This window comes from Amycolatopsis camponoti, from assembly GCF_902497555.1.
Taxonomy (GTDB): Bacteria; Actinomycetota; Actinomycetes; order Mycobacteriales; family Pseudonocardiaceae; genus Amycolatopsis; species Amycolatopsis camponoti.
The window spans coordinates 2,159,708-2,183,783 of sequence record NZ_CABVGP010000002.1 but is presented as its reverse complement, the minus strand read 5'-3'; the positions used below and the strand labels follow the sequence as shown (position 1 = coordinate 2,183,783).

Genomic DNA, 24,076 nt, shown 5'->3' with positions numbered 1-24,076 from the left:
GCCCGGCCTGGTTACTTCTTCTTGGCCCGCTTGGGTTTCGGAGCCGGCTCCGCCTTGGCCTTCTCCGCCGTGGCCAGCAGTTCCTCGGCGTGGGCGCGGCCCGTCTCGGTGTCGTCCATCCCGGCGAGCATCCGCGCCAGCTCGTTGACCCGCTCGGCCTGGCTCAGGTTCTTGACCCCGCTGCGCGTCACGCCGCCCTTGTGGCCCTTGTCCACCACCAGGTGCTGGTCAGCGAACGCGGCGACCTGCGGCAGGTGCGTGACCACCAGGACCTGGTGGGTCCGCGCCAGCCGGGCCAGCCGCCGGCCGATCTCGACCGCCGCGCGGCCGCCGACTCCGGCGTCGACCTCGTCGAACACCAGGGTCTGCACCGTGTCCGCGTGCGCGAGGACGACCTCGATCGCCAGCATCACCCGCGACAGCTCACCGCCCGATGCGGCCTTGTGGACCGGCAGCGGCGGCGCGCCGTCGTGGGCCCGCAGCAGCAGCTCGACGTCGTCGACGCCGTCCGGCCCCGCGTGCACCGCGCGGCCGTCGAGGGTCAGCGCGTGCGTGTCACCGTGCTCGGCGGGACGCTGCTCGACCGTCACCTCGATCGCGGCCTGGCCCATCGCCAGCCCGGACAGCTCCTTCGTGATCTCGGCCGCCAGTTCGGCAGCCGCCTTTTCGCGCGCGGCCGACACCTCGGCGGCGTGCGCGGCCAGCTGTACCGCGAGCTGGTCGCGCCGCAGCGCCAGCTCGGCGAGCGCCTCCTCCGACGTGTCCATCGACTCCAGCCGGCGCCGGGCGTCGTCGGCCCAGGCGAGCACGCCGTCGACGTCCGCCGCGTACTTGCGGGTCAGCCGCTTGAGGTCGCCCTGGCGCGCCAGCACCTTCTCCAGCAGCGCCGGGTCGGCGTCCAGGGTCTCGACGTAGGAACCCAGCTCGGCCCCGACGTCGGCCAGCAGCACCGACGCCTCCTCGAGCCGCGGCGCCAGCTCGCGCAGCACGCCGTCTTCGGACGTCGAGAGCCGGCGCAGCGCTTCGGAGACCAGGCCCATCGCGCTCGGGACGTCCGGATCGCCGTCCAGCGAGCCCGACAGCGCGACGTGCGCCTCGGTCGCGGCCGCACGCAGCTCGTCGGCCGCCGCGAGCCGCTTGATCTGCGCGGTGAGGTCGACGTCCTCGCCCGGTTCCGGCGCGACAGCGTCGATCTCGGTCAGCCCGTGCTTGAGCAGGTCGGCCTGCTGGGCCATCTCCCGCGAACGCGTCGAGCGCTCGGTCAGCTCGGCGATCACCGCCAGCCACTCGGACCGGACCTCGCGGTACACGCTCAGCGGCTTCCCCACCGCGTCGCCCGCGAACCGGTCGATGACATCGCGCTGCTCGCTCGGGCGCAGCAGTCGCAGCTGGTCGTTCTGGCCGTGCACCGCGATCAGCTGTTCGGACAGCTCCGCGAGCACGCCGACCGGCACCGACCGGCCGCCCAGGTGCGCGCGCGAGCGCCCGTCGACCGCGACGGCCCGCAGCGCGATGACGCTGCCGTCCTCGTCGACGTCGGCACCCGACTCGGTGACGATCCGTTCGGCGCCTTCGACACCGGAATAGGTGAACCGTCCTTCCACGAACGCCTTGAGCATCCCCGTCCGGACCTTGGACACCTCGGCTCGGCCCCCGGACAGCAGATGCAGCCCGGTGACGACCATGGTCTTTCCCGCACCCGTCTCACCGGTGACAACGGTGAAGCCCGCGTGCAGTTCCAGCAGGGCGTCCTCGATCACTCCGAGGCCCTGGATGCGCATCTCGGCCAGCACGCCGCCTACGGTAGCGGCCCCCACCGACACTCTGCGCGCGCGGGACCCCGGCGAGTCGCCGATATGTTCGAATGAATCGCCCAGCGGTTGGCTACTCGCAGGGGCGCGCGTGCCGCTCTCGCCAGCTCTTCACCGGCAGCGAGAACTTCTGCACCAGCCGATCGGTGAACGGGCCGTCCCACAGCCGGACCAGCCGGACCGGCGTCTTGCCGCACGTCACGCGCACGCGGGCGCCCGGCGGCAGGTCGATGGACCGGCCGCCGTCGCAGGTCAGGACGGCGGACGAGCCGTCGGGGTCGATCCCGACGGTGATCACCGAGTTCCGCGAGACGACCAGCGGCCGCGCGAACATCGCGTGCGCGTTGCTCGGCACCACCAGCAGCGCCTGGACGTCCGGCCAGATGATCGGGCCGCCCGCCGAGAACGCGTACGCGGTCGAACCGGTCGGTGTGGCGCAGAGCACACCGTCGCAGCCGAAGGCGGACACCGGCCGCCCGTCGACCTCGATGAGCGCGTCGAGGACCCGCTCACGCGTGCTCTTCTCGACGCTGGCCTCGTTGAGCGCCCAGGTACGGGCGACTTCTTCGCCGTCGTGTGTGACGGTGACGTCGATCGTCATCCGCTCTTCGACCTGGTAGTCGCCGTCGACGACGCGCTGCACAGTGTCGGCCAGCGCGTCCGAATCGGCCTCGGCCAGGAAGCCGACGCGCCCGAGGTTCACGCCGAGCACCGGCACCCCGGCCGGCCGGGCCAGCTCGGCCGCGCGCAGCAGCGTGCCGTCGCCGCCGAGGACGAACACCAGCTCGACGCCGTCGGCGGGGTTTTCGTCCGGGTCCACGACGGTGCACGTCGACCCGACGCCGTGCTCGTCCGGGTTGATGAGCGCGCAGACGTCTTCCTCGATCACCCGGATCCGGATGCCGGCCTTGGCGAAGCGCGCCGAGACCTCGCGCGCGGCCTCGGCCGTCGCTTCGCGATCGGGGTGCACCATGAGGAGAACTTCACGGTCGGTGGTCATGCGGGCCCTTCCTCGACGGCGGTTCGGACGAGCCGCTCGGCCTCAGACCTGTCTACCGGGTCCACAGTGGACCCGGCCACGTTCTCTTTGCTCAGCCACACGAAGTACTCGACGTTCCCGGACGGCCCCGGCAGCGGGCTCGCCGTGACGCCACGCAGCGCGAGCCCCAGTTTCGCGGCCTCGTCGATGACGGTGAGCACCGATTCGGCGCGCAGCTCCGGGTCGCGGACGACCCCGCCGCTGCCCAGCCGGTCCTTGCCCACTTCGAACTGCGGTTTCACCATCGGCACCAGGTCGGCGCCGTCGCGCGCGCACGCGGCGAGCGCGGGCAGCACGAGCTTGAGGGAGATGAACGAGAGGTCCCCGACGACGAGGTCGACCTGGCCGCCGAGGTCGTCGGGAGAGAGGTTGCGAACATTGGTGCGATCCATGACCACTACACGTTCGTCGGTGCGGATCCGCCAGTCGAGCAGGCCGCGGCCCACGTCGGCGGCGATCACGGTCGCGGCGCCGTTGCGCAGCAGGACGTCGGTGAAGCCGCCGGTGGACGCACCGGCGTCGAGGCAGCGCTTGCCCTCGACGCTCAGGTCCGTGAAGGCTTCCAGGGCGCCCAGCAGCTTGTGCGCGCCGCGGGAGGCCCAGCCGGGGTCGTCTTCGTCGCGGACGACGATCGGCGCGTCGGACTCCACGCCGGTGGCGGGCTTGCCGGCCACCATGCCGCGCACGGTGACCTTGCCGCCGAGGATCAGCGCCGAAGCCTGCTCGCGCGACCGGGCGAGGCCGCGCCGAACCAGTTCCGCGTCGAGGCGCGCCCGCTTGGGCACCGGGTCAGACCTTGTCGATGCTGGAGAGGGCGACCGTCAGCTCGGTGTGCACGGCGTCGAAGCGCTCGACGTGCTCCGCGAGCGGCAACGCGTCGAGGTCGTCCAGGCCGGCGACGGCTTCGTCGATGCCGGCCCGCGGGTCGGTCTGCTGCGAGAACGTCCCCGGCGGCGGGCCCGGGACGGGGTACGGGTGATCCTGCACGTCACGAACGGTATCAGTCAGGCGAACTTCGCCTTGGCGCGCTCGCCGAGTTCGGTGACGCCGGTCTCCCAGGCCGTGTGGCAGAGCGCGCGGAGCAGGTCCAGGTCGTCGCCGTCGCCCGTTGCTTCGAGCACGCCGTTCTCCGTGGTGACGGACCAGCCCGGGCGCGGCCCGATCCTGAGGTCGTCGGCCTTGGCTTCGAGCGCCGTCAGGTCCTGGGCCAGGTAGGTGGCGCGCTCGGCCGGGACGGCCTCGATCAGCTGCTTCGGCGTCGCGACGCCCGAGAGGACGACGAGCGAGTCGATGCCCGCGGCGACCGCGCCGGCGATGTCGGTGTCCAGCCGGTCACCGACGACGAGTGGACGCTCCGCACCGGCCGACTTCGCCGCGGTCTCGAAGAGCAGCGGCTGCGGCTTCCCGGCGACGAGCGGCTCGACGTCGGTGGCGGTCCGCAGCGCGGCGACCATCGAACCGTTACCGGGCAGCAGCCCGCGCTCGCTGGGCAGGGTGGCGTCGACGTTGCAGGCCACCCAGAGCGCGCCCGCGCGGATGGCCAGGCAGGCTTCGGCCAGCGCGGCCCACGTGTTGTCGGGCGAGTGGCCCTGGACGACCGCCCGGACGTCGTCGCCGTTCTCCCGGACCGGCTTCAGCCCGGCCCCGGCGACCTCCGCGGCGAGCGACTCCGTGCCGACGACGAGAACCTCGGCGCCGGCCTCGAGCCGTTCCTTCAGCAGCTGCACGCCCGCTTGGGCGCTGGTGTGCACCTCATCAGTGTCAGCGGGCATGCCGAGGCCGGTCAGGTGGTCGACGACCTCGCCAGGGGCCTTGGACGCGTTGTTCGTCACGAACCGGACGGGGGTGCCGTGCTCACGCGCGGCCCGCACCGTCTCCGGGGCGCCCGGGATCACCCGGGTGCCGTGGTAGACGGTGCCGTCGAGGTCGAACAGGACCGCGTCGTAGGCCGCGAGCAGGGCGTCACTCATCCGTGTCTTCGGTGTCCTTCTGCTCGGTGTTCTCGGTGTTCTTGTCAGCGTTGTTCTCGTTGGCCAGGTCGGCGGCGCGCTCGGAGGCGTCGGTCTCGTCCTCCGCGTCGGCGTCGGCGGCGTTGAGGAACCAGCGGACGGCCTCTTCCTTGCGCCCGGCGGCCGCGAGGTTGTCGGCGTAGGCGTAGAAGAGCCGCGCGCTCCACGGGTCGCGCTTCTCGGCCTTGAGGTCGTCGCCCTGCAGCGAGACGACGGCGGCGTCGAGCTGCCCGAGGTCCCGCCGCGCGCCGGCCGCGACGATGGCCAGCTCGACCTGGACGGCCTTGCTCAGGCTGGTCTTGTCGGCCTCTTTCGCCAGGTCGAGGGCGCGCTCGGGCCGGCCCAGCGCGCGTTCGGCGTCGGCGATGATGGCGATGTGGTCGTCGCTGCGGGTCATCCGCCGGACGGCCCGCAGCTCCGAGAGGGCTTCCGACCAGTTGCCGGCGTGGTAGGCGACCAGGCCGAGCGCCTCCCGCACGATCGGCACGCGCGAGGCCTTGGCCTTGGCGTACTTGGCGTGCTCGAGAGCGGCCTCGGGGTCGCTGTCGATCAGCCCGCCGGCGGCGACGAGGTGCTTCCCGACGGTCTCGGCGAGGCCCTTCGGCAAGGTCCGCAGCTCACGGCGGGCTTCCTCGTCGAGGTCGGAAAACTCGATGTCCTCGGGCAGCTCCGGCGCTTCGAGGAGCTCCTTGGCGAGGGCCTCGTCGTCGAGCGGGGCCCCGACCCGGGGCCGCGGTTCCCGCCGGCCTGCGGGACGGTCGTCGCGCTTGAAGCCACCACCGCGGGGGCCGCGATCGTCGTCGCGCCGCTGGTAGCCACCGCGGTCTTCGCCGCGGGGGCCGGCCGGACGGCGGTCGTTGTCGCGGCGCTGGTAGCTGCCGCCGCCGGTGGTGCTGCTGCCGCGGTCATTGCGGTCATTGCTGCGGTCGCCACGGTCGCCGCGCGAGTCGTCGGAGCGGTAGCCGCCGGTGCGGGCACCGCGGTCATCGTCCCGCCGGTCACTTCCCCGGCTGCGGTCGCCCGAGCCGTACCCACCGGTCTTGCCGCCACGGTCCTCGTCGCGCTTCTGGTAGTTGCCACGCGAATCGTCGCGCTTCTGGTAACTGCCGCGGGAGTCGTCACGACGGTCGCTGCCGCCGTAGCCACCGGGCTTGCCGCCACGGTCGTCGTCACGGCGCTGGTAGCTGCCGCGCGAATCGTCACGGCGGTCGCTGCCGCCGCGGTTGCGGTCGTCCGAGCGGAAACCGCCGGACTTGGCACCGCGGTCATCGGATCGGTAGCCACCGGGCTTGCCGCCACGGTCGTCATCGCGGCGCTGGTAGCTGCCACGCGAATCGTCACGACGGTCGCTGCCACCGCGGTTGCGGTCATCGGACCGGAACCCGCCCGAACGGCGGTCGTCGCTGCCGCCGCGGCCACGGTCGTCGGACCGGAAGCCGCCGGACTTGCCACCGCGGTCGTCCGAACGGTAACCACCGGACTTGCCGCCACGGTCATCCGAACGGAAACCGCCAGTCTTGCCACCGCGATCGTCCGAACGGAAACCGCCGGGCTTGCTGCCGCGGTCGTCGTCGCGCTTCTGGTAGCTGCCGCGGGAGTCGCCCTGGCGGCGGTCGTCCGAGCGGAAACCACCCGAACGGGGGCCGCGGTCGTCGTCGCGGCGGGTCGAGCCGCTGCGTTCTTCCCAGCGCGGCTTGCGGTCGCCGTACGACGCCTTGCCCTGGGGCCGGCTGCCGCCGGGGCGTCCGCCCCGGTCGTCGGAACCACGGCCCGAGCGCTCGCTCCGGTCGCCGCCCCGGTCCTCGAAGCGGCCGCCCGAACGGCTGCTGCCGCGGTCTTCTAACCGGCCGCCGCCCGACCGGGCCGGGCCGCCGGAGAACTTGCCGCCACCAGTGGGCCGGCCGGCTCGGTCACCCGAGTCGCGGTAGCCGCCGCGGCGGTCGTCGCGGTCGCCGGTGCGGCCGCTGTCACGGCCCTGACCTGCGTATCCTCCGCGCTGGTCGCGGTCGCGGGGACCGTCGCCGCCGCGGAACGGCTTGCCGCCGCCACGGACTCCTTGGTCGTCCCGGCGTGGCCGGCCTTGGTGCGTGTTGTCGCGGCCACCGCGGTCCTGCCGCGCACCGCGCCGGTCTCCCCGGGGTGCGTCCGGCCGGCCCCGGGAGCCTTCGTCCCGGCGTGCCGACCGGCCGGACCCATCATCGCTTGAGTCTCGTCGACCGAACTCGGACACCTGGCCTCCTGCCGTGGAAAAAATCTTGTTCTGGACATACGCGTACGGCCCGCTAGGGCAGCCAACTGGCTATCCTAACGGGCCGTACGGAAGGTAAGTTCGGCGGTGTCCTACTCTCCCACAACCCTTCGGTTGCAGTACCATCGGCGCTATCAGGCTTAGCTTCCGGGTTCGGAATGGGACCGGGCGTTTCCCTGACGCTAAAACCACCGAAACACTACGAAACAACACACCCCCCAACCAACAGGGGAATCATGTGGTGTTTCAGAACCGTAGAGTGGATGCGTAACACCTTCGTAGACAAGTCCTCGGCCTATTAGTACCAGTCAACTCGACAACACATTACTGTGCTTCCATTTCTGGCCTATCAACCCAATGGTCTATTGGGAGCCTTAACCCACAAAGGGTGGGATACCTCATCTTGGAACAGGCTTCCCGCTTAGATGCCTTCAGCGGTTATCCCTTCCGAACGTGGCCAACCAGCCATGCCCCTGGCGGAACAACTGGCACACCAGAGGTTCGTCCGTCCCGGTCCTCTCGTACTAGGGACAGCCTTCCTCAAGTATCCTACGCGCGCGGCGGATAGGGACCGAACTGTCTCACGACGTTCTAAACCCAGCTCGCGTGCCGCTTTAATGGGCGAACAGCCCAACCCTTGGGACCTACTCCGGCCCCAGGATGCGACGAGCCGACATCGAGGTGCCAAACCATGCCGTCGATATGGACTCTTGGGCAAGATCAGCCTGTTATCCCCGGGGTACCTTTTATCCGTTGAGCGACACCCCTTCCACCAGGAGGTGCCGGATCACTAGTCCCGACTTTCGTCCCTGCTCGACATGTCTGTCTCACAGTCAAGCTCCCTTGTGCACTTGCACTCAACACCTGATTGCCAACCAGGCTGAGGGAACCTTTGGGCGCCTCCGTTACTCTTTAGGAGGCAACCGCCCCAGTTAAACTACCCATCAGGCACTGTCCCTGAACCAGATCATGGCCCGAGGTTCAGATTCCCAATTCGACCAGAGTGGTATTTCAACAACGACTCCACAGTAACTAGCGTCACCGCTTCACAGTCTCCCACCTATCCTACACAAGCCGAACCGAAAACCAATACCAAACTATAGTAAAGGTCCCGGGGTCTTTCCGTCCTGCCGCGCGTAACGAGCATCTTTACTCGTAGTGCAATTTCGCCGGGCCTGTGGTTGAGACAGCCGGAAAGTCGTTACGCCATTCGTGCAGGTCGGAACTTACCCGACAAGGAATTTCGCTACCTTAGGATGGTTATAGTTACCACCGCCGTTTACTGGCGCTTAAATTCTCAGCTTCGCCCCGAAAGGCTAACCGGTCCTCTTAACGTTCCAGCACCGGGCAGGCGTCAGTCCATATACATCGTCTTGCGACTTCGCATGGACCTGTGTTTTTAGTAAACAGTCGCTTTCCGCTGGTCTCTGCGGCCACCCACCCCTAGTCCGTAAAGGACTTCAGAGTGTTTGGCCCCCCTTCTCCCGAAGTTACGGGGGCATTTTGCCGAGTTCCTTAACCACAGTTCACCCGATCGCCTTGGTATTCTCTACCTGACCACCTGTGTTGGTTTGGGGTACGGGCCGTGCATGCACTCACTAGAGGCTTTTCTCGGCAGCATAGGATCACTCTACTTCGCCTCAAACGGCTACGCATCACGTCTCAGCCTCATGGAACACGGATTTGCCTATGTTCCGGCCTACACGCTTACACCAGTACTACCACTCACTGGCGGAGCTACCTTCCTGCGTCACCCCATCGCTTGACTACTACGAAATCAGGTCCCACGCTCCACACACAAACCTCCATCCGAAGACTTCAGCTCATGGCTTTGGGTGGTTAGTATCAAACGCCTCGTCATGGGCGCACATGCTCGGGTACGGGAATATCAACCCGTTGTCCATCGACTACGCCTGTCGGCCTCGCCTTAGGTCCCGACTTACCCTGGGCGGATTAGCCTGGCCCAGGAACCCTTGGTCATCCGGCGGCAGAGTTTCTCACTCTGCATTCGCTACTCATGCCTGCATTCTCACTCCCACACCCTCCACGACTGGCTTCCGCCGCCGCTTCCCTGGATGCAGGACGCTCCCCTACCCATCCACACCACTAGACAAGAGTCTCAAGGACTCAAGCCGATGTATTGTATGAATGACACAGCTTCGGCGGTGTGCTTAAGCCCCGCTACATTGTCGGCGCAGGACCACTTGACCAGTGAGCTATTACGCACTCTTTCAAGGGTGGCTGCTTCTAAGCCAACCTCCTGGTTGTCTGGGCAATCCCACATCCTTTCCCACTGAGCACACACTTAGGGGCCTTAGCTGGTGTTCTGGGCTGTTTCCCTCTCGACGACGAAGCTTATCCCCCGCCGTCTCACTGCCACGCTCTCACACTACGGTATTCGGAGTTTGGTTGATTTCGGTAACCCGGTAAGGCCCCTAGACCATCCAGTAGCTCTACCCCCGCAGTGAAACACGTGACGCTGCACCTAAATGCATTTCGGGGAGAACCAGCTATCACGGAGTTTGATTGGCCTTTCACCCCTACCCACAGCTCATCCCCTCAGTTTTCAACCTAAGTGGGTTCGGGCCTCCACGACGTCTTACCGTCGCTTCACCCTGGCCATGGGTAGATCACTCCGCTTCGGGTCTAGACCACGCGACTACATTCGCCCTATTCAGACTCGCTTTCGCTACGGCTACCCCACACGGGTTAACCTCGCCACGCAGCACTAACTCGCAGGCTCATTCTTCAAAAGGCACGCCATCACCCAACAAGTGAGCTCTGACGGCTTGTAGGCACACGGTTTCAGGTACTCTTTCACTCCCCTCCCGGGGTACTTTTCATCTTTCCCTCACGGTACTCGTCCGCTATCGGTCTTCAGGAAGTATTTAGGCTTACCGGGTGGTCCCGGCAGATTCACAGCAAATTCCACGAGCTCGCTGCTACTCGGGAACACCAAACAAACAACCAACAACATGTTTTCGCGTACGGGGCTCTCACCCACTCCGGCCGTCCATCCCAAGACGTTCCACTAACATGCGCGATCATTCCGAGGACTGTCAGATCCTCGACGCTGGGTCCCACAACACCGCATATACAACGCCTGACAGCTTGACATATACACGGTTTAGCCTCTTCCGCTTTCGCTCGCCACTACTCACGGAATCACTTTTGTTTTCTCTTCCTACGGGTACTGAGATGTTTCACTTCCCCGCGTTCCCTCCACACACCCTATATATTCAGGTGCGGGTAACACCACATCACTGGTGCTGGGTTTCCCCATTCGGAAATCCTCGGATCACAGCTCGGTTGACAGCTCCCCGAGGCTTATCGCAGCCTCCTACGTCCTTCATCGGCTCCTGAAGCCAAGACATCCACCATGTGCCCTTAACAACTTGACCACAAAGATGCTCGCATCCACTCTACAGTTCTCAAACACCACACCAGAAACAACCAACGTTCCAGGGCTGTGTAAGCCCCTGAGGCGTGTTGCCTCAGGACCCAACAGTGTGCTTCGCGAACAATCACCCTCCCAGGCGCCGGCTCCCCGTTCCACGACCATCCGAAGACGATCAGTACTAGGCGAGGCATTGCCAACCAAGAATGACCATAACCAGTAGTTCCACAATTCCTTGAGCAACCATCGCAGAGATGCATTCGACCTCTAGGTGATGGCCACTCCACCACGGTAGTTCCGGGTATCCCGGCCGAGTGGATGTGTTGTGCTCCTTAGAAAGGAGGTGATCCAGCCGCACCTTCCGGTACGGCTACCTTGTTACGACTTCGTCCCAATCGCCAGTCCCACCTTCGACCACTCCCTCCCTTGCGGGTTGGGCCATGGGCTTCGGGTGTTACCGACTTTCATGACGTGACGGGCGGTGTGTACAAGGCCCGGGAACGTATTCACCGCAGCGTTGCTGATCTGCGATTACTAGCGACTCCGACTTCACGCAGTCGAGTTGCAGACTGCGATCCGAACTGAGACCGGCTTTAAGGGATTCGCTCCACCTCGCGGTATCGCAGCCCTCTGTACCAGCCATTGTAGCATGTGTGAAGCCCTGGACATAAGGGGCATGATGACTTGACGTCATCCCCACCTTCCTCCGAGTTGACCCCGGCAGTCTCCCACGAGTCCCCGCCATAACGCGCTGGCAACGTAGGATAAGGGTTGCGCTCGTTGCGGGACTTAACCCAACATCTCACGACACGAGCTGACGACAGCCATGCACCACCTGTACACCAACCACAAGGGAAGCCCCATCTCTGGGGATGTCTGGCGCATGTCAAGCCCAGGTAAGGTTCTTCGCGTTGCATCGAATTAATCCACATGCTCCGCCGCTTGTGCGGGCCCCCGTCAATTCCTTTGAGTTTTAGCCTTGCGGCCGTACTCCCCAGGCGGGGCGCTTAATGCGTTAGCTACGGCACGGACAACGTGGATGTCGCCCACACCTAGCGCCCAACGTTTACAGCGTGGACTACCAGGGTATCTAATCCTGTTCGCTCCCCACGCTTTCGCTCCTCAGCGTCAGTATCGGCCCAGAGACCCGCCTTCGCCACCGGTGTTCCTCCTGATATCTGCGCATTTCACCGCTACACCAGGAATTCCAGTCTCCCCTACCGAACTCAAGTCTGCCCGTATCGACCGCACGCTCCACGTTAAGCGTGGAGATTTCACGGCCGACGCGACAAACCGCCTACGAGCTCTTTACGCCCAATAAATCCGGACAACGCTCGCACCCTACGTATTACCGCGGCTGCTGGCACGTAGTTAGCCGGTGCTTCTTATCCAGGTACCGTCACTTGCGCTTCGTCCCTGGCGAAAGAGGTTTACAACCCGAAGGCCGTCATCCCTCACGCGGCGTCGCTGCATCAGGCTTTCGCCCATTGTGCAATATTCCCCACTGCTGCCTCCCGTAGGAGTCTGGGCCGTGTCTCAGTCCCAGTGTGGCCGGTCACCCTCTCAGGCCGGCTACCCGTCGTCGCCTTGGTAGGCCATTACCCCACCAACAAGCTGATAGGCCGCGGGTTCATCCTGCACCGCCGGAACTTTCAACCACCCACCATGCGGTAGGAGGTGATATCCGGTATTAGACCTCGTTTCCAAGGCTTATCCCAGAGTGCAGGGCAGATTACCCACGTGTTACTCACCCGTTCGCCACTCATCCCCACCCGAAAGTGGTTCAGCGTTCGACTTGCATGTGTTAAGCACGCCGCCAGCGTTCGTCCTGAGCCAGGATCAAACTCTCCAACAATGAACAGTTTAATCGAGGCAATTTAATGCTCTCAAAGGAACCTCATACGAGGTTCAATACATAAGCTCTACTGGCTTAGTTCACTAGCACACTGTTGAGTTCTCAAGCAACACACCCCGAGTCGCACCGCCGTCAAGCGGCCTTACCCGAAGCGAGTATTCCTAGCAGTTTGTGTGGGACACCCACTCAATCGCTTCGAGCGAGAGCTTGGTTCGTGTCCCGGCGGCCACCCGGTTTCCCTGGCGACTTGGAGAACTTTACACCCCGTGAGGGGGCCCGAAACAGGGGGGTACCTTAACCGCGTTCCCGCAGGTCAGGCCCCTGTTTCGGGCCACCGGAGCCGGTCAGCCGCCGAGGGCGACGCCGGCGACGTTGCGGCGGCCCCGGCGGACCACCAGCCACTTGCCGTGCAGCGCGTCCTCGAGGGACGGCTTCCACTCCTCGTCGGCCACCTTCACGTTGTTCACGTACGCGCCGCCCTCCTTGACCGTCCGGCGCGCCGCACCCTTGCTGTCCACCAGTCCCCCGGCGAGCAGCAGGTCGACGATCGTCGCCTCACCGGACGGGTCGACCTTGCCGTTCGGCACCTCGGCCATCGCCGCGTCCAGGGTGCGTTCGTCCAGCTCGCCGAGCTCGCCGCGGCCGAACAGCGCCTGGCTCGCGTTGATGACCTGCCGGGTCTGCTCCTCGCCGTGGACGAGGATCGTGAACTCCTCCGCCAGCCGCTTCTGCGCGGCCCGCAGGTGGGGGCGCTGCTCGGTGTCCTCGGCCAGCGAGGCGATCTCCTCCTGGCTCAGGAACGTGAACATCCGCAGGTAGCGGATGACGTCGGCGTCGCCCACGTTCACGAAGTACTGGTACCAGGCGTACGGCGAGGTCATCTCCGGGTCGAGCCAGAGGTTCCCGCCCCCGGTGGACTTGCCGAACTTGCGCCCCTCGGCGTCGGTGACCAGCGGCGCGGTCAGCGCGTGCGCGCCCGCCCCGTCGGTCCGGCGGATCAGGTCGACCCCGCCGACGAGGTTGCCCCACTGGTCGGAGCCGCCGACCTGCAGCTTGCAGCCGTACTTGCGGTGCAGCTGCAGGTAGTCCTGCGACTGCAGCAGCAGGTAGCTGAACTCGGTGTAGGACATGCCGTCGCCCTCGAGCCGGCGCTTGACCGTCTCCCGGTTGAGCATGACGTTGATCGAGAAGTGCTTCCCGACGTCGCGCAGGAACTCCAGCGCGGTCTGCTGCCCGGTCCAGTTCAGGTTGTTCTCGACGATCGCGCCGGTCGGCGAGTCGTCGAAGTCGACGAACCGTTCGAGCTGGCCGCGGATGCGCCCGGCCCACTCGGCGACGACGTCGAGCGTGTTCAGCGTGCGCTCGCCGGTGTCGCGCGGGTCGCCGATCATCCCGGTCGCGCCGCCGGCCAGCACGATCGGCCGGTGGCCGGCGCGCTGGAAGCGCTTGAGCATGAGCAGCGGGACCAGGTTGCCGGCGTGCAGGCTGGGTGCGGTGGGGTCGAAGCCGCAATAGAGCGTCACGGGACCCTGGTCGAGCTCGCGCCGGAGGGCGTCGATGTCGGTGGACTGCGCGATGAGGCCGCGCCAGGACAGCTCGTCGAGGATGTGTTCGCTCACGCCTGTAGATCCTCCCGCACCAGGTCAACCGACTAAACGGCGGGTCGGACCCGGCGCTTCCCGCCGCGGCGGTAGGTGGACACGGCCGGCGACGCGCCGTCCCAGAAGCGCCACGGCGTGTCCATCGCCATCGCGACGCCGACCCGGGGACCGACGCGGATCCGCTCGGCGGGCACCCGCTCGCCGACGCGCAGCCGCACCGGGGACGCCGGGTCGGTCAGGTCGACGCCGTTCTGCGCGCGGTCGACGCGCAGCACCGACGTCAGGATGGCCGGGCCCTTCGCGAGTTCGCCGGTCCCCCGCGCGTTCGGACGCCGCGCGCGGACGACGTCGAGGCCTTCGACGACCTCACCCGCGCGGAGCAGGACCGCGCCGGGCATGTCCTCGTGGGTACCGACGACGTTCGCGCAGAAGTGCATCCCGTAGACGAAGTACACGTACAGGTGGCCCGCGGGCCCCCACATGACGGCGTTGCGCGGGGTGCGGCCGCGGTAGCAGTGCGACGCCGGGTCGTCCTCGCCGCGATAGGCCTCGACTTCCACGAGCCGGACGCCGACCGTGCCGTCGGGGCCGGTGGCCTCCAGGACCGAGCCGAGCAGCAGGTGCGCCAGGTCGACGGGGTCGAGCGCCAGCTCCTCACGGGTGAACAACCGGCCTGCGTCGCTCAAGCGCGCTCCTCCCTCGGCATGCCGATCACCCTAACCCTTGAGCGATCGCTCAAAGTTCTCTACAGTCGATTTGAGCAGTCGCTCAAACTCTGAGGGGAGCCGAGAGATGCGACCGAAGGCGCTCTACGTCGAGACCGTGATCCGCACGGACCTGGACACGCTGTGGCGGCACACGCAAGACCCCGCCCTGCACCGCCGCTGGGACCTCCGCTTCGCCGACATCAGCACGGTCGCCGGGCACGACGGTCACTTCCGCTACGCCTCGCGGTTCCTCGGGGTCACCGTCACCGGCGTGGGGGTGAGCGCGGCGTCGCGCACCTGGCCGGACGGCTCGCGCACGTCGGTGCTCCGGTTCGCCTCCGCCGACCCGTTGTCGCTGATCAGCGCGGGTGCCGGGTTCTGGCGCTACACGCCGGTCGGCGACGGCGTCCGCTTCGTCACCGGCTTCGACTACGGCACCCGCTGGGGGCGCTTCGGGCAGCGGGCCGACCGGGTGTTCCGCCCGCTCTTCGGCTGGATGACCGCGTGGTCGTTCGACCGGCTGCGGCTCTGGCTGGAGACCGGGACGCCACCGGAGGACCAGCTCCTGACCGCGCCCTCGGCCGCCCGCTGCGGCCGGACCCGCCCGCGCGCCGAGGTCGTGGCGCGATGACCGGCGTCTTCGAGCGCGCGTTCGGCGCCGACTTCGCATTCCTGCACCCTCGCATGCGAGAACGGCTCGCCCTCTCGGCCGGGCGTGGCATGATCGGCCACGGCGTGATGGACCGGATTTGGCGCGGCCCCGCCTTCACCCTGCCGTTCCTGTGGCTCGGGTCGTCGCGGCACATCCTGTTCCCCGACTGCGGCCGGAACGTGCCGTTCACCATCGAGAACTACCCGTACGTGGACCGGCACGGCCGCGAGACGGTGTCCTTCGTGCGCACCTTCGAATTCCCGAGACGGCGAAGGCGCTTCGACGCGCAGATGGTGTTCAGCCCCGGGCGCGGGCTCGTCGACTACCTGGGAACGCACCAGCACCTGGCGGTGGACCTCGCGGTGTCGGCTCGGCCGGACGGCGGCTTCCGGATCCGCACCGGCGAGTTCCGGCTCCAGGAGGGGCCGGTCCGCGCCGGCCTACCGCGGATCCTCACCGGCTCCGCGCGGGTCGAAGAGTGGTTCGACGAGGCGAGCGGGCAGTTCCGGATCGAGGTCGCGGTGGTCAACCCGCGCTTCGGGCCGGTGTTCGGCTACGAAGGCGCCTTCGCCGCGCGGTTCGTCGACGTCGGCGGCGGGGTGAGCGGGGCGGTCAAGCCACTCCGTGAGAAGGTCATGGACTGATGGGCACCGGCCGGAACTCCAGCTCGCGGGACACGAAGCAGAAGCTCGTGGACGGCGTGCTCGAGATCATCCGGCACCAGGGCATCACCGCGGTCTCCGCGCGGTCGGTCGCCACGGCGGCCGGCGCGAACCAGGCGCTGATCTTCTACCACTTCGGCAGCGTCGAGGAGCTCATCGCGCAGGCGTGCATCCTCGCGACCGAAGCCCGGGTCTCGCTCTACCGGGAGCGCTTCGCCGCCGTGAACTCGGTCGGCGACCTACTGGAGCTGGGCCGCGAGATCCGGGTCGCCGAACGCGCGGAGGGCAACCTCGCCGTGCTGGCCCAGACGCTGGCCGGGGCGCAGGGCAGCGAGCGGCTCTCCCAGGCGACCCGCGAGGGTTTGGAGAAGTGGATCACCGAGGTCCGGACGGCCCTCGAGCGCGTGCTCGCCGGGTCGCCGCTGGCCGAGCTGGCGGACCCCGCCGGGCTGGCTCACGCCGTGTCGTCGGGGTTCCTCGGGCTGTCGCTGTTCGAGACCGTCGACCCCGAGGGCGCCGAGCAGGCCGTGACCGCGCTGGAGCAGCTGGCCGTGCTCGTCGACGTCCTGGACGGGCTCGGCCCGGTGGCCACGCGGGCCGTCCGGGCCAAGCTCCGCAAATCCCTCAGTTGAGCCACTGACGCGCGGCGGTGACGCGCTCTTCGAGCCGCGCGCGCTGTTCGGCCACCCGCTCGGGCGCCGTGCCACCGCGGGCGTCGCGGGACTTCACCGAGCCTTCGACGGTCAGCACGGCCCGCACCTCCGGGGTGAGCGCCGGGTTGATCTTCTCGAACTCCTCGTCGGTCAGCTCGTCCAGGCCGACGCCGCGGGACTCGGCGACGCGGACGCTTTCGCCCGCCGCCTCGTGCGCGACGCGGAACGGGACGCCTTGGCGCACCAGCCATTCCGCGATGTCCGTGGCCAGCGTGAAGCCGGCCGGGGCCAGCTCGGCGAGCCGATCGGTGTGGAACGTCAGCGTGGCGAGCATCCCGGCGATCGCCGGGAACAGGAGCTCCAGCTGCTCGACCGAGTCGAACACCGGCTCCTTGTCCTCCTGCAGGTCGCGGTTGTAGGCCAGCGGCTGCGCCTTGAGCGTGGCCAGCAGCCCGGTGAGGTTGCCGATCAGCCGGCCGGCCTTGCCGCGGGTCAGCTCCGCGACGTCCGGGTTCTTCTTCTGCGGCATGATCGAGCTGCCGGTCGCCCAAGCGTCGTCGAGCGTGACGTAGCCGAACTCGGCGGTGTTCCAGATGATCACCTCTTCGGCGATCCGGGACAGGTTCACCGCGAGCATCGCGACGGCGAAGGCGAACTCGGCGACGAAGTCGCGCGAAGCGGTGCCGTCGATGGAGTTCTCGACGCTCGTCGCGAAGCCCAGCTCTTCGGCGACGGCCTCGGGGTCGAGGCCCAGCGACGAGCCGGCCAGCGCGCCCGAGCCGTACGGCGATTCGGCCGTGCGCGCGTCCCAGTCCTGCAGCCGCGAGACGTCGCGCAGCAGCGCCTGGCCGTGGGCCAGCAGGTGGTGCGCGAGCAGCACGGGCTGGGCGTGCTGCAGGTGGGTGCGGCCGGGCAGGATCGCGTCCGGGTGCCGCTTCGCCTGCGACACCAGCGCGTCGACGACTTCGAGCGTGCCGGCGACGACCCGGCGGGACGCGTCGCGCAGCCACATCCGGAACAGCGTGGCCACCTGGTCGTTGCGCGAGCGGCCGGCGCGCAGCTTGCCGCCGAGCTCGGTGCCCGCGCGTTCGAGAAGGCCGCGTTCGAGGGCCGTGTGCACGTCCTCGTCGGCGATCGTCGGGGTGAACTCCCCCGCCGCGACGTCCTGGGCAAGGGTGTCCAGCGCGGCCAGCATGCCGGCGAGCTCGTCGTCGGTGAGCAGGCCCGCCTTGCGCAGCACGCGGGCGTGCGCGCGGGACCCGGCGATGTCGTAGGGCGCCAGGCGCCAGTCGAAGTGCGTCGACGCGCTCAGCGCGGCCATGGCTTCCGCCGGACCGCTGGCGAACCGGCCGCCCCACAGCTGCACCGGCTGCTCGTTCCCGCTCACTGTTCTCGCTTCTCCTCGGTGTTCGTGTGTTCAGGCGACCGTGATCCGGCCGTCGTACAGGACCAGGCGGACAATGGCATATCCGCGGCAGGCCCGCCGTTCGAGCGCGGCGCGGGTTTCGCGGCGGCCGATTCTCTGTGCTTCACCGCGTGCGCTCAGCATCCGGTGTGCTTCGGCGACGGAGACGGTCTCGCCGTCGATCGCGACCGGCACCCCGCCGTCGTAGGTCACGACGACCTCGTCCGGCGCGAGGAATTCGCCCTCGGCCGGGAAGATATCGCCGATCGTGATCATGGTGGTCCTTCGTCCGCCGATCGCTGGGCGAGGGCGGCGAAGCGCTCGGCGAGCCCCTTGCCTGTCAACGGTTCGCGCGCGATCACGGCGACGGTGTCGTCGCCCGCGATCGAGCCGACGACCTCCTCCAGCGCGGCCCGGTCGATGGCGCTGGCCAGGAACTGCGCCGCGCCCGGCGGGGTCCGCAGCACCATCAGGTTGCCCGACGAGTCGGCCGAGACCATCAGCTCCGCGAGCAGCCGGGAGAGCCGCGACGTGCCGCCCTGCACCCCGCGGACGGGGCTGCCGTCCTCCGGGATGACGTAGACCGGCGCGCCCGAGTCCGGCCCGCGCAGCTTGACCGCGCCCAGCTCGTCGAGGTCGCGCGACAGCGTGGCCTGGGTGACCTCGATGCCCTCGGCGGCCAGCAGCTTGGCCAGCTCGGTCTGGCTGCGGATGGTCATGGTGGACACCAGCTCGGTGATCCGCGCCTGCCGCCCCACCCGGCTGCTGGTCATCGCCGGCTCTCCTCGAAGAGCCAGACCAGCAACGCCTTCTGCGCGTGGAGCCGGTTCTCCGCCTCGTCCCACACCGCGCTGGCCGGGCCGTCGATCACCTCGTCGGTGATCTCCCAGCCGCGGTGCGCGGGCAGGCAGTGCAGGACGATCGCGTCGTCGGCGGCCTTCTTCAGCAGCTCGGTGTTGACCTGCAGCGCGCGGAACGGGCCGACCCGGTCGAGGCCGTCGTTCTCCTGGCCCATCGACGTCCACGTGTCGGTGACCAGCACGTCGGCGCCGGCGACCGCCGCGTACGGGTCGGTGAAGACCGTGGCCGTGCCGCCGGTCTCCTCGCCGCGCTGCTTGGCGTCGAGCATGACCTGCTGGTCGGGCTGGAACCCGAGCGGCGAGACCACGCGGACGTGCATCCCGGCGGTGACGCCGGCGAGCAGCAGCGAGTGCGCCATGTTGTTGGCGCCGTCACCGAGGTAGACGAGGGTGAGGCCCTCGAGCTTCCCCTTGCGCTCCCGGATGGTCATCAGGTCGGTGAGCGCCTGGCACGGGTGGAACTCGTCGGTCAGCGCGTTGACGACCGGGATCGACGCCGCCGTCGCCATCGCCTCGATGCGCTTCTGCGCGAAGGTCCGCCACACGATCCCGTCCACGTACCGCGACAGCACCCGCGACGTGTCCTCGATGGTCTCTTCGCGGCCGAGCTGCATCGAGCGGCCGTCGACGATCACCGGGTGGCCGCCGAGCTGGCTGATGCCGACCTCGAACGAGAACCGCGTGCGGGTCGAGTTCTTCTCGAAGATCGCCGTGATCGACTTGCCGGCGAGGGTCTTGTTCCCCAGCGGGTCGGCCTTCAGCGCGTCGGCGAGGTCGAGGATGGCCTTCTGCTCGGCGGGACTGACGTCGTCGTCGCGGAGGAAGTGGCGGAGCATCAGTCGGCGTCCTTCGTGGTGGAGTCGAGCGCGTTCGGGAGTGCGGCCAGGAAGCCCTGGGCCTGGTCGCCGTCGAGGACGAGCGGCGGGGCGAGCCGGACGGTGTCCGGCGCGACCGGGTTGACGAGGTAGCCCGCGTCCTGCACGGCCTTGGCGACCGCGCCCGAGACGGGCTTGCGCAGGGCGATGCCGAGCAGCAGCCCGCTGCCGCGCACGCCGGCGACGAGCGGGTGGCCGAGCGCCTCGACGCCCGCCGCGATGTCCTTGCCCAGCGCCGAGACGTGGTCGAGGAGGCCCTCCGCGGCGATCGTCTTGATCACGGCGAGCCCGGCCGCGCAGCACACGGGGTTGCCGCCGAAGGTGGTGCCGTGCTGGCCGGGCTTGAGCAGGTCGCCCGCCGCGCCGACGCCGATCACCGCGCCCAGCGGCAGCCCGCCGCCGAGGCCCTTGGCCAGCGTGATCACGTCCGGGACGACGCCGGCCTGCTGGAAGCCGAACCAGGTGCCGAGGCGGCCGAGGCCGGTCTGCACCTCGTCGAGCACCAGCAGCGTGCCGGTGGCCTTGGTGATCTCGCGGGCGGCCTGCAGGTAGCCGTCCGGCGCCGGGATGACGCCCGCCTCCCCGAGCACCGGCTCCAGGAAGACGGCCGCGGTCTCGGTGTCGACGGCCGCCTTCAGCGCCTCGACGTCCCCGAACGGCACGTGCTCCACCCCGGGCACCAGCGGCTTGAAGGGGTCGCGCTTGCCGGGCTGGCCGGTCAGCGTCAGCGAGCCCATGGTCCGGCCGTGAAACGCCCCCTCGGCGGCGACCACCTTGGTGCGCCCGGTCAGCCGGCTGATCTTGAGCGCGGCTTCGTTGGCCTCGGCGCCGGAGTTGACGAACAGCACCTTGCCGTGGCCGGTGAGCCCGGCGACGTCGAGCAGCGACTCGGCCAGCTCCACGGCCACCGGGTTGACGTACAGGTTCGAGGTGTGGCCGAGCTCCTTGATCTGCGCGGTGACGGCCTCGACGACCGCCGGGTGCGCGTGGCCGAGCGCGTTGACCGCGATGCCGCCGACGAGGTCGACGTACTCCTTGCCGTCGGCGTCCCACACCTTCGCGCCCTCGCCGCGGACGAGCGTCAGCGCCGGGGTGCCGTAGTTGTCCATGAGCGCGGACTGCCAGTGCTGCTGGCCGTCCACATTGGACTTGAGGTCGGTCACGGGAGCTCCGTTTCGGGGAAGACCATGGTGCCGATGCCGCGCGAGGTGAAGACCTCCAGCAGTACCGAGTGGGCGAGGCGGCCGTCGATCACGTGCGCTCGTCGCACGCCGCCGCGGATGGCGCGCACGCACGCCTCCATCTTCGGGATCATGCCGCTGGCCAGGGTGGGCAGCATCGGCTCGAGGCGGTCGACGCGGATGCGGTCGATCAGCGACGACCGGTCGGGCCAGTTCGCGTACAGGCCTTCGACGTCGGTGAGCACGACGAGCTTTTCCGCGCCCAGCGCGGCCGCGAGCGCACCCGCGGCGGTGTCGGCGTTCACGTTGTGCACGACACCGTCGACATCCGGCGCGACCGTGGAGACCACCGGGATGCGCCCGGCGTTGACGATGTCGAGCACCGCGTCCGGGTTGACCTCGGCGACCTCGCCGACGAGCCCGATGTCGACTTGTTCACCGTCCACAGTGGCCTGCTTGCGCTCGGCGGTGAACAGCCGGGCGTCCTCGCCGGAGATGCCGACCGCGTATGGTCCGTGGGCGTTGATCAACCCGACCAGCTCGCGGCTGACCTGCCCGGTGAGCACCATCCGGACGATGTCCATCGTCTCCGGCGTGGTGACGCGCAGGCCGCCCTTGAACTCGCCTTCGACCCCGAGGCGCTTGAGCATCGCGGTGATCTGCGGGCCGCCGCCGTGCACGACCACCGGACGCAGGCCGGCGAGCCGGAGGAACACCATGTCCTCGGCGAAGGCGGCCTTCAGCCCGTCGTCGATCATGGCGTTGCCGCCGTACTTGATCACCACCGTCGCGCCGTGGAACCGTTGCAGCCACGGCAGCGCCTCGATGAGCACGCCGGCCTTTTCGGCCGCCGTCGCGAGTCTTTCGTCCGCGGAAATCAGTGCCTCCTGGGTCATGAGGAGTACGCGCTGTTCTCTTCGACGTAGCCGTGCGAAAGATCCGTGGTGTAGATGGTGGCCGCTTCGGTGCCGACCCCGAGGTCGACGACGATCTCGATGGCGCGGGCGGTGAGGTCGGCCTCCGACCGGTCTGCGGCGGGCATCCCCTGCGCGAACAGGGTGACGCCGTTGATCGCGATCGACACGGTCTCCGGGTCGATCCGGGCCGGGACCCGGCCCAGCGCCATCGCGATCCGGCCCCAGTTCGGGTCGGACCCGAACAGTGCCGTCTTGACCAGGTTGTCCTCGGCGATCGTGCGGGCGACCGCGATCGCGTCGGTTTCGGACTCGGCGCCCTGGACGGTGACGTTGACGTCCTTCGTGGCGCCTTCCGAGTCGGCGCGCAACTGGAGGACGAGGTCGAGGCTGACCTTGGTGAGCAGCTCGGTGAGCTCGGCTTCGGTCGGTTCGACCCCGCTCGCGCCGGACGCCAGCACCAGGACGGTGTCGTTCGTGGACGTGCCGCCGTCGACGTCGAGGCGGTCGAAGGTCACGTGGGTGGCCGCGCGCAGGGCACGGTCGAGGGCCTCCTTGCCCACCACGGCGTCGGTGGTCAGCACCGAGAGCATGGTGGCGAGGTTCGGCGCGAGCATGCCCGCGCCCTTCGCGAAGCCGCCGACGCTCCAGCCGCCGTCGTGTTTCGCGAACGCCTGCTTCGGCTTGGAGTCGGTGGTCATCACGCCCGTGGCGGCGTTCAGGCTCGCTTCGGCGCTCGCGTCGAGCGCCTTGAACGCGGTGTCCACTCCGGACAGGACCGCGTCCATCGGCAGCCGTTCCCCGATCAGGCCGGTGGAGCAGACGGCGACCTCGATCGCACCCGCCTGCAGCACTTCGGCCACCTTCTCGGCGGTGGCGTGGGTGTCCTGGAAGCCGCCGGGGCCGGTGGCCGCGTTGGCGCCGCCCGAGTTGAGGACGACCGCCTTGAGCCGCTGCTGCTTGAGCACCTCCTGCGACCACAGCACCGGCGCGGCCTTGATGACGTTGCGGGTGAACACGCCGGCCGCGACGTCGAGCGGGCCGTCGTTGACGACCAGCGTGAAGTCGAGCGCGCCGGACGCCTTGATCCCGGCGGCGACGCCGGCGGCGCGGAAGCCCTGGGGCCCGGTGACGGTCACGGTGCGACTCCTACGGTGGAAAGGCCGGTGGCCTCGGGGAGGCCGAGGGCCAGGTTCATCGACTGGACGGCACCGCCGGCGGTGCCCTTGGTGAGGTTGTCGATCGCGGCGACGACGACCAGGCGCCGGGCGTCGGCGTCGACCGTGACCTGCAGCTGGACGTTGTTCGAGCCGAGCGTCGCCGACGTCGTGGGCCAGGCGCCCGCGGGCAGCAGCTGGACGAACGGCTCCGCGTCGTAGGCCTTCTCGTACGCCGCGCGGGCGGCGGCCTCGTCGACGTCGCCCTTCAGCGGGGCGCTCGCCGTGGTGAGGATGCCGCGGGGCATCGGCGCGAGCACCGGGGTGAAGGACACGCTGACCTTCTCCCCCGCGACGGCCGAGAGGTTCTGCGCGAATTCGGGGGTGTGGCGGTGGGCGCCGCCGACGCCGTACGCGCTCGCCGAGCCCATCACCTCCGAGCCGAGTAGGTTCGGCTTGAGGCTCTTGCCGGCGCCGGAAGTACCGGTGACCGCGACGACCGTGACGTCCGGCTCGATCAGGCCGGCGGCGAACGCGGGCGCGAGGGCCAGCGAACCACCGGTCGGGAAGCAACCGGGCACGGCGACCCGCTTGGTCCCGATGAGCTTCTCGCGGGCGCCGGGCAGTTCGGGCAGGCCGTAGGGCCACTGACCGGCGTGGTCGCCGCCGTACCAGCGCTGCCAGTCGGCCGGGTCGGCCAGGCGGTGGTCGGCGCCGAGGTCGACCACCAAGACGTCCGGGCCGAGCTGCGCCGCGATCTCCGCGGAGTGCCCGTGGGGCAGCGCGAGGAACACGACATCGTGCCCGGCGAGGGTCTCCGGCGTCGTCTCGGCGAGGACCCGGTCGGCCAGGGGAACGAGGTGGGGCTGGTGGACGCCGAGCTTCGTGCCCGCGCTGCTGGCGGCCGTGAGCGCGCCGATCTCGACCTCGGGATGGGCGAGGAGCAGGCGCAGCAGTTCGCCGCCCGCGTACCCGCTGGCTCCGGCCACCGCGATGTTCACCGTCATACGCATGATTATGCACGCCCCTGCAAGGCTAAACAAACAGGAT

The 24,076-nt window shown here is 68.5% G+C and carries 19 protein-coding genes and 3 rRNA genes; 3 read left to right on the top strand and 19 right to left on the bottom strand.

The annotated features are described in order from the left end of the window. Positions 1 to 11 precede the first annotated feature (11 nt). The 11 genes from recN to AA23TX_RS30540 all read right to left on the bottom strand — a co-directional run bounded on the left by recN (position 12) and on the right by AA23TX_RS30540 (position 14,646). Positions 12 to 1,793: a DNA repair protein RecN gene (recN, locus tag AA23TX_RS30590; RefSeq protein ID WP_196425596.1), complete on the bottom strand. Its 1,782-nt coding sequence runs from the start codon at positions 1,791 to 1,793 to the stop codon at positions 12 to 14. A 91-nt stretch (positions 1,794 to 1,884) separates the two neighbouring features. Continuing rightward, positions 1,885 to 2,811 carry an NAD kinase gene (locus AA23TX_RS30585; protein WP_155546228.1) on the bottom strand — a complete coding sequence of 309 codons (927 nt, stop codon included), beginning with the start codon at positions 2,809 to 2,811 and terminating at the stop codon, positions 1,885 to 1,887. Further along, entirely contained in the window at positions 2,808 to 3,635 is an 828-nt protein-coding gene (locus tag AA23TX_RS30580; RefSeq protein WP_155546227.1) for a TlyA family RNA methyltransferase, read from the bottom strand. The genes AA23TX_RS30585 and AA23TX_RS30580 overlap by 4 nt, the downstream gene beginning before the upstream one ends. Positions 3,636 to 3,639: 4 nt before the next feature. Continuing rightward, entirely contained in the window at positions 3,640 to 3,837 is a 198-nt protein-coding gene (locus AA23TX_RS30575) for a hypothetical protein (protein ID WP_155546226.1), read from the bottom strand. 17 nt (positions 3,838 to 3,854) lie between these two features. Further along, on the bottom strand, positions 3,855 to 4,820 hold the full coding sequence (locus AA23TX_RS30570; RefSeq protein ID WP_155546225.1) for an HAD-IIA family hydrolase: 966 nt from the start codon (positions 4,818 to 4,820) through the stop codon (positions 3,855 to 3,857). Continuing rightward, entirely contained in the window at positions 4,813 to 7,089 is a 2,277-nt protein-coding gene (locus AA23TX_RS49690) for a hypothetical protein (RefSeq protein WP_196425595.1), read from the bottom strand. The genes AA23TX_RS30570 and AA23TX_RS49690 overlap by 8 nt, the downstream gene beginning before the upstream one ends. A gap of 97 nt (positions 7,090 to 7,186) precedes the next feature. Continuing rightward, positions 7,187 to 7,303: ribosomal RNA gene (rrf, locus tag AA23TX_RS30560) — 5S ribosomal RNA — on the bottom strand. Positions 7,304 to 7,385: 82 nt separating this feature from the next. Further along, positions 7,386 to 10,508, bottom strand: a 23S ribosomal RNA gene (locus AA23TX_RS30555). Between the two features lie 332 nt (positions 10,509 to 10,840). Next, a 16S ribosomal RNA gene (locus AA23TX_RS30550) occupies positions 10,841 to 12,359 on the bottom strand. The 16S, 23S and 5S rRNA genes sit together here, the layout of an rRNA operon. Before the next feature lie 344 nt (positions 12,360 to 12,703). Then, on the bottom strand, positions 12,704 to 13,978 hold the full coding sequence (gene tyrS / locus AA23TX_RS30545) for a tyrosine--tRNA ligase (RefSeq protein WP_155546224.1): 1,275 nt from the start codon (positions 13,976 to 13,978) through the stop codon (positions 12,704 to 12,706). Between the two features lie 32 nt (positions 13,979 to 14,010). Beyond that, on the bottom strand, positions 14,011 to 14,646 hold the full coding sequence (locus tag AA23TX_RS30540) for a DNA-3-methyladenine glycosylase (protein ID WP_155546223.1): 636 nt from the start codon (positions 14,644 to 14,646) through the stop codon (positions 14,011 to 14,013). Positions 14,647 to 14,752: 106 nt separating this feature from the next. On the opposite strand from AA23TX_RS30540, the gene AA23TX_RS30535 reads away from it, so the two are divergent. From AA23TX_RS30535 to AA23TX_RS30525, 3 genes are read left to right on the top strand one after another with little or no spacing between them, the layout of a single operon-like run. Beyond that, positions 14,753 to 15,298 (top strand): hypothetical protein, encoded by a 546-nt coding sequence (locus AA23TX_RS30535; RefSeq protein WP_155546222.1) that lies wholly within the window; start codon positions 14,753 to 14,755, stop codon positions 15,296 to 15,298. Beyond that, positions 15,295 to 15,963, top strand: a complete 669-nt coding sequence (locus tag AA23TX_RS30530; RefSeq protein ID WP_155546221.1) for a DUF4166 domain-containing protein — start codon at positions 15,295 to 15,297, stop codon at positions 15,961 to 15,963. Before AA23TX_RS30535 ends, AA23TX_RS30530 begins: the two co-directional genes overlap by 4 nt. After that, positions 15,963 to 16,613: a TetR/AcrR family transcriptional regulator gene (locus tag AA23TX_RS30525; RefSeq protein ID WP_155546220.1), complete on the top strand. Its 651-nt coding sequence runs from the start codon at positions 15,963 to 15,965 to the stop codon at positions 16,611 to 16,613. Before AA23TX_RS30530 ends, AA23TX_RS30525 begins: the two co-directional genes overlap by 1 nt. Here AA23TX_RS30525 and argH read toward each other — a convergent pair. The 8 genes from argH to argC are packed head-to-tail and all read right to left on the bottom strand — an operon-like array spanning position 16,606 to position 24,033. After that, entirely contained in the window at positions 16,606 to 18,021 is a 1,416-nt protein-coding gene (gene argH / locus AA23TX_RS30520) for an argininosuccinate lyase (RefSeq protein ID WP_155546219.1), read from the bottom strand. The two genes, AA23TX_RS30525 and argH, sit on opposite strands and share 8 nt — an antisense overlap. Positions 18,022 to 18,051: 30 nt before the next feature. Next, positions 18,052 to 18,315 carry an argininosuccinate synthase gene (locus AA23TX_RS30515; protein ID WP_230862768.1) on the bottom strand — a complete coding sequence of 88 codons (264 nt, stop codon included), beginning with the start codon at positions 18,313 to 18,315 and terminating at the stop codon, positions 18,052 to 18,054. Continuing rightward, positions 18,312 to 18,812 carry an arginine repressor gene (locus AA23TX_RS30510; RefSeq protein ID WP_155546218.1) on the bottom strand — a complete coding sequence of 167 codons (501 nt, stop codon included), beginning with the start codon at positions 18,810 to 18,812 and terminating at the stop codon, positions 18,312 to 18,314. The genes AA23TX_RS30515 and AA23TX_RS30510 overlap by 4 nt, the downstream gene beginning before the upstream one ends. Further along, positions 18,809 to 19,735 (bottom strand): ornithine carbamoyltransferase, encoded by a 927-nt coding sequence (argF, locus tag AA23TX_RS30505; protein ID WP_155546217.1) that lies wholly within the window; start codon positions 19,733 to 19,735, stop codon positions 18,809 to 18,811. The genes AA23TX_RS30510 and argF overlap by 4 nt, the downstream gene beginning before the upstream one ends. After that, positions 19,735 to 20,937 carry an acetylornithine transaminase gene (locus AA23TX_RS30500; protein WP_155546216.1) on the bottom strand — a complete coding sequence of 401 codons (1,203 nt, stop codon included), beginning with the start codon at positions 20,935 to 20,937 and terminating at the stop codon, positions 19,735 to 19,737. The genes argF and AA23TX_RS30500 overlap by 1 nt, the downstream gene beginning before the upstream one ends. Next, positions 20,934 to 21,851, bottom strand: coding sequence for an acetylglutamate kinase (argB, locus tag AA23TX_RS30495; RefSeq protein ID WP_155546215.1), 918 nt, complete (start codon positions 21,849 to 21,851; stop codon positions 20,934 to 20,936). The genes AA23TX_RS30500 and argB overlap by 4 nt, the downstream gene beginning before the upstream one ends. Then, positions 21,848 to 23,008, bottom strand: coding sequence for a bifunctional glutamate N-acetyltransferase/amino-acid acetyltransferase ArgJ (gene argJ, locus AA23TX_RS30490; protein ID WP_155546214.1), 1,161 nt, complete (start codon positions 23,006 to 23,008; stop codon positions 21,848 to 21,850). Before argJ ends, argB begins: the two co-directional genes overlap by 4 nt. Continuing rightward, positions 23,005 to 24,033: an N-acetyl-gamma-glutamyl-phosphate reductase gene (gene argC / locus AA23TX_RS30485; RefSeq protein ID WP_155546213.1), complete on the bottom strand. Its 1,029-nt coding sequence runs from the start codon at positions 24,031 to 24,033 to the stop codon at positions 23,005 to 23,007. The genes argJ and argC overlap by 4 nt, the downstream gene beginning before the upstream one ends. Between the last annotated feature and the right edge of the window lie 43 nt (positions 24,034 to 24,076).

What these genes read in the sequence shown, in the direction of transcription:
- argF (WP_155546217.1), bottom strand. Translation starts at nt 19,735, where the DNA reads ATGCTCCGCCACTTCCTCCGCGACGACGACGTCAGTCCCGCCGAGCAG.
- argC (WP_155546213.1), bottom strand. Translation starts at nt 24,033, where the DNA reads ATGACGGTGAACATCGCGGTGGCCGGAGCCAGCGGGTACGCGGGCGGC.
- AA23TX_RS30515 (WP_230862768.1), bottom strand. Translation starts at nt 18,315, where the DNA reads ATGATCACGATCGGCGATATCTTCCCGGCCGAGGGCGAATTCCTCGCG.
- AA23TX_RS30585 (WP_155546228.1), bottom strand. Translation starts at nt 2,811, where the DNA reads ATGACCACCGACCGTGAAGTTCTCCTCATGGTGCACCCCGATCGCGAA.
- AA23TX_RS30510 (WP_155546218.1), bottom strand. Translation starts at nt 18,812, where the DNA reads ATGACCAGCAGCCGGGTGGGGCGGCAGGCGCGGATCACCGAGCTGGTG.
- AA23TX_RS30535 (WP_155546222.1), top strand. Translation starts at nt 14,753, where the DNA reads ATGCGACCGAAGGCGCTCTACGTCGAGACCGTGATCCGCACGGACCTG.
- AA23TX_RS30570 (WP_155546225.1), bottom strand. Translation starts at nt 4,820, where the DNA reads ATGAGTGACGCCCTGCTCGCGGCCTACGACGCGGTCCTGTTCGACCTC.
- argB (WP_155546215.1), bottom strand. Translation starts at nt 21,851, where the DNA reads ATGACCCAGGAGGCACTGATTTCCGCGGACGAAAGACTCGCGACGGCG.
- AA23TX_RS30525 (WP_155546220.1), top strand. Translation starts at nt 15,963, where the DNA reads ATGGGCACCGGCCGGAACTCCAGCTCGCGGGACACGAAGCAGAAGCTC.
- AA23TX_RS30530 (WP_155546221.1), top strand. Translation starts at nt 15,295, where the DNA reads ATGACCGGCGTCTTCGAGCGCGCGTTCGGCGCCGACTTCGCATTCCTG.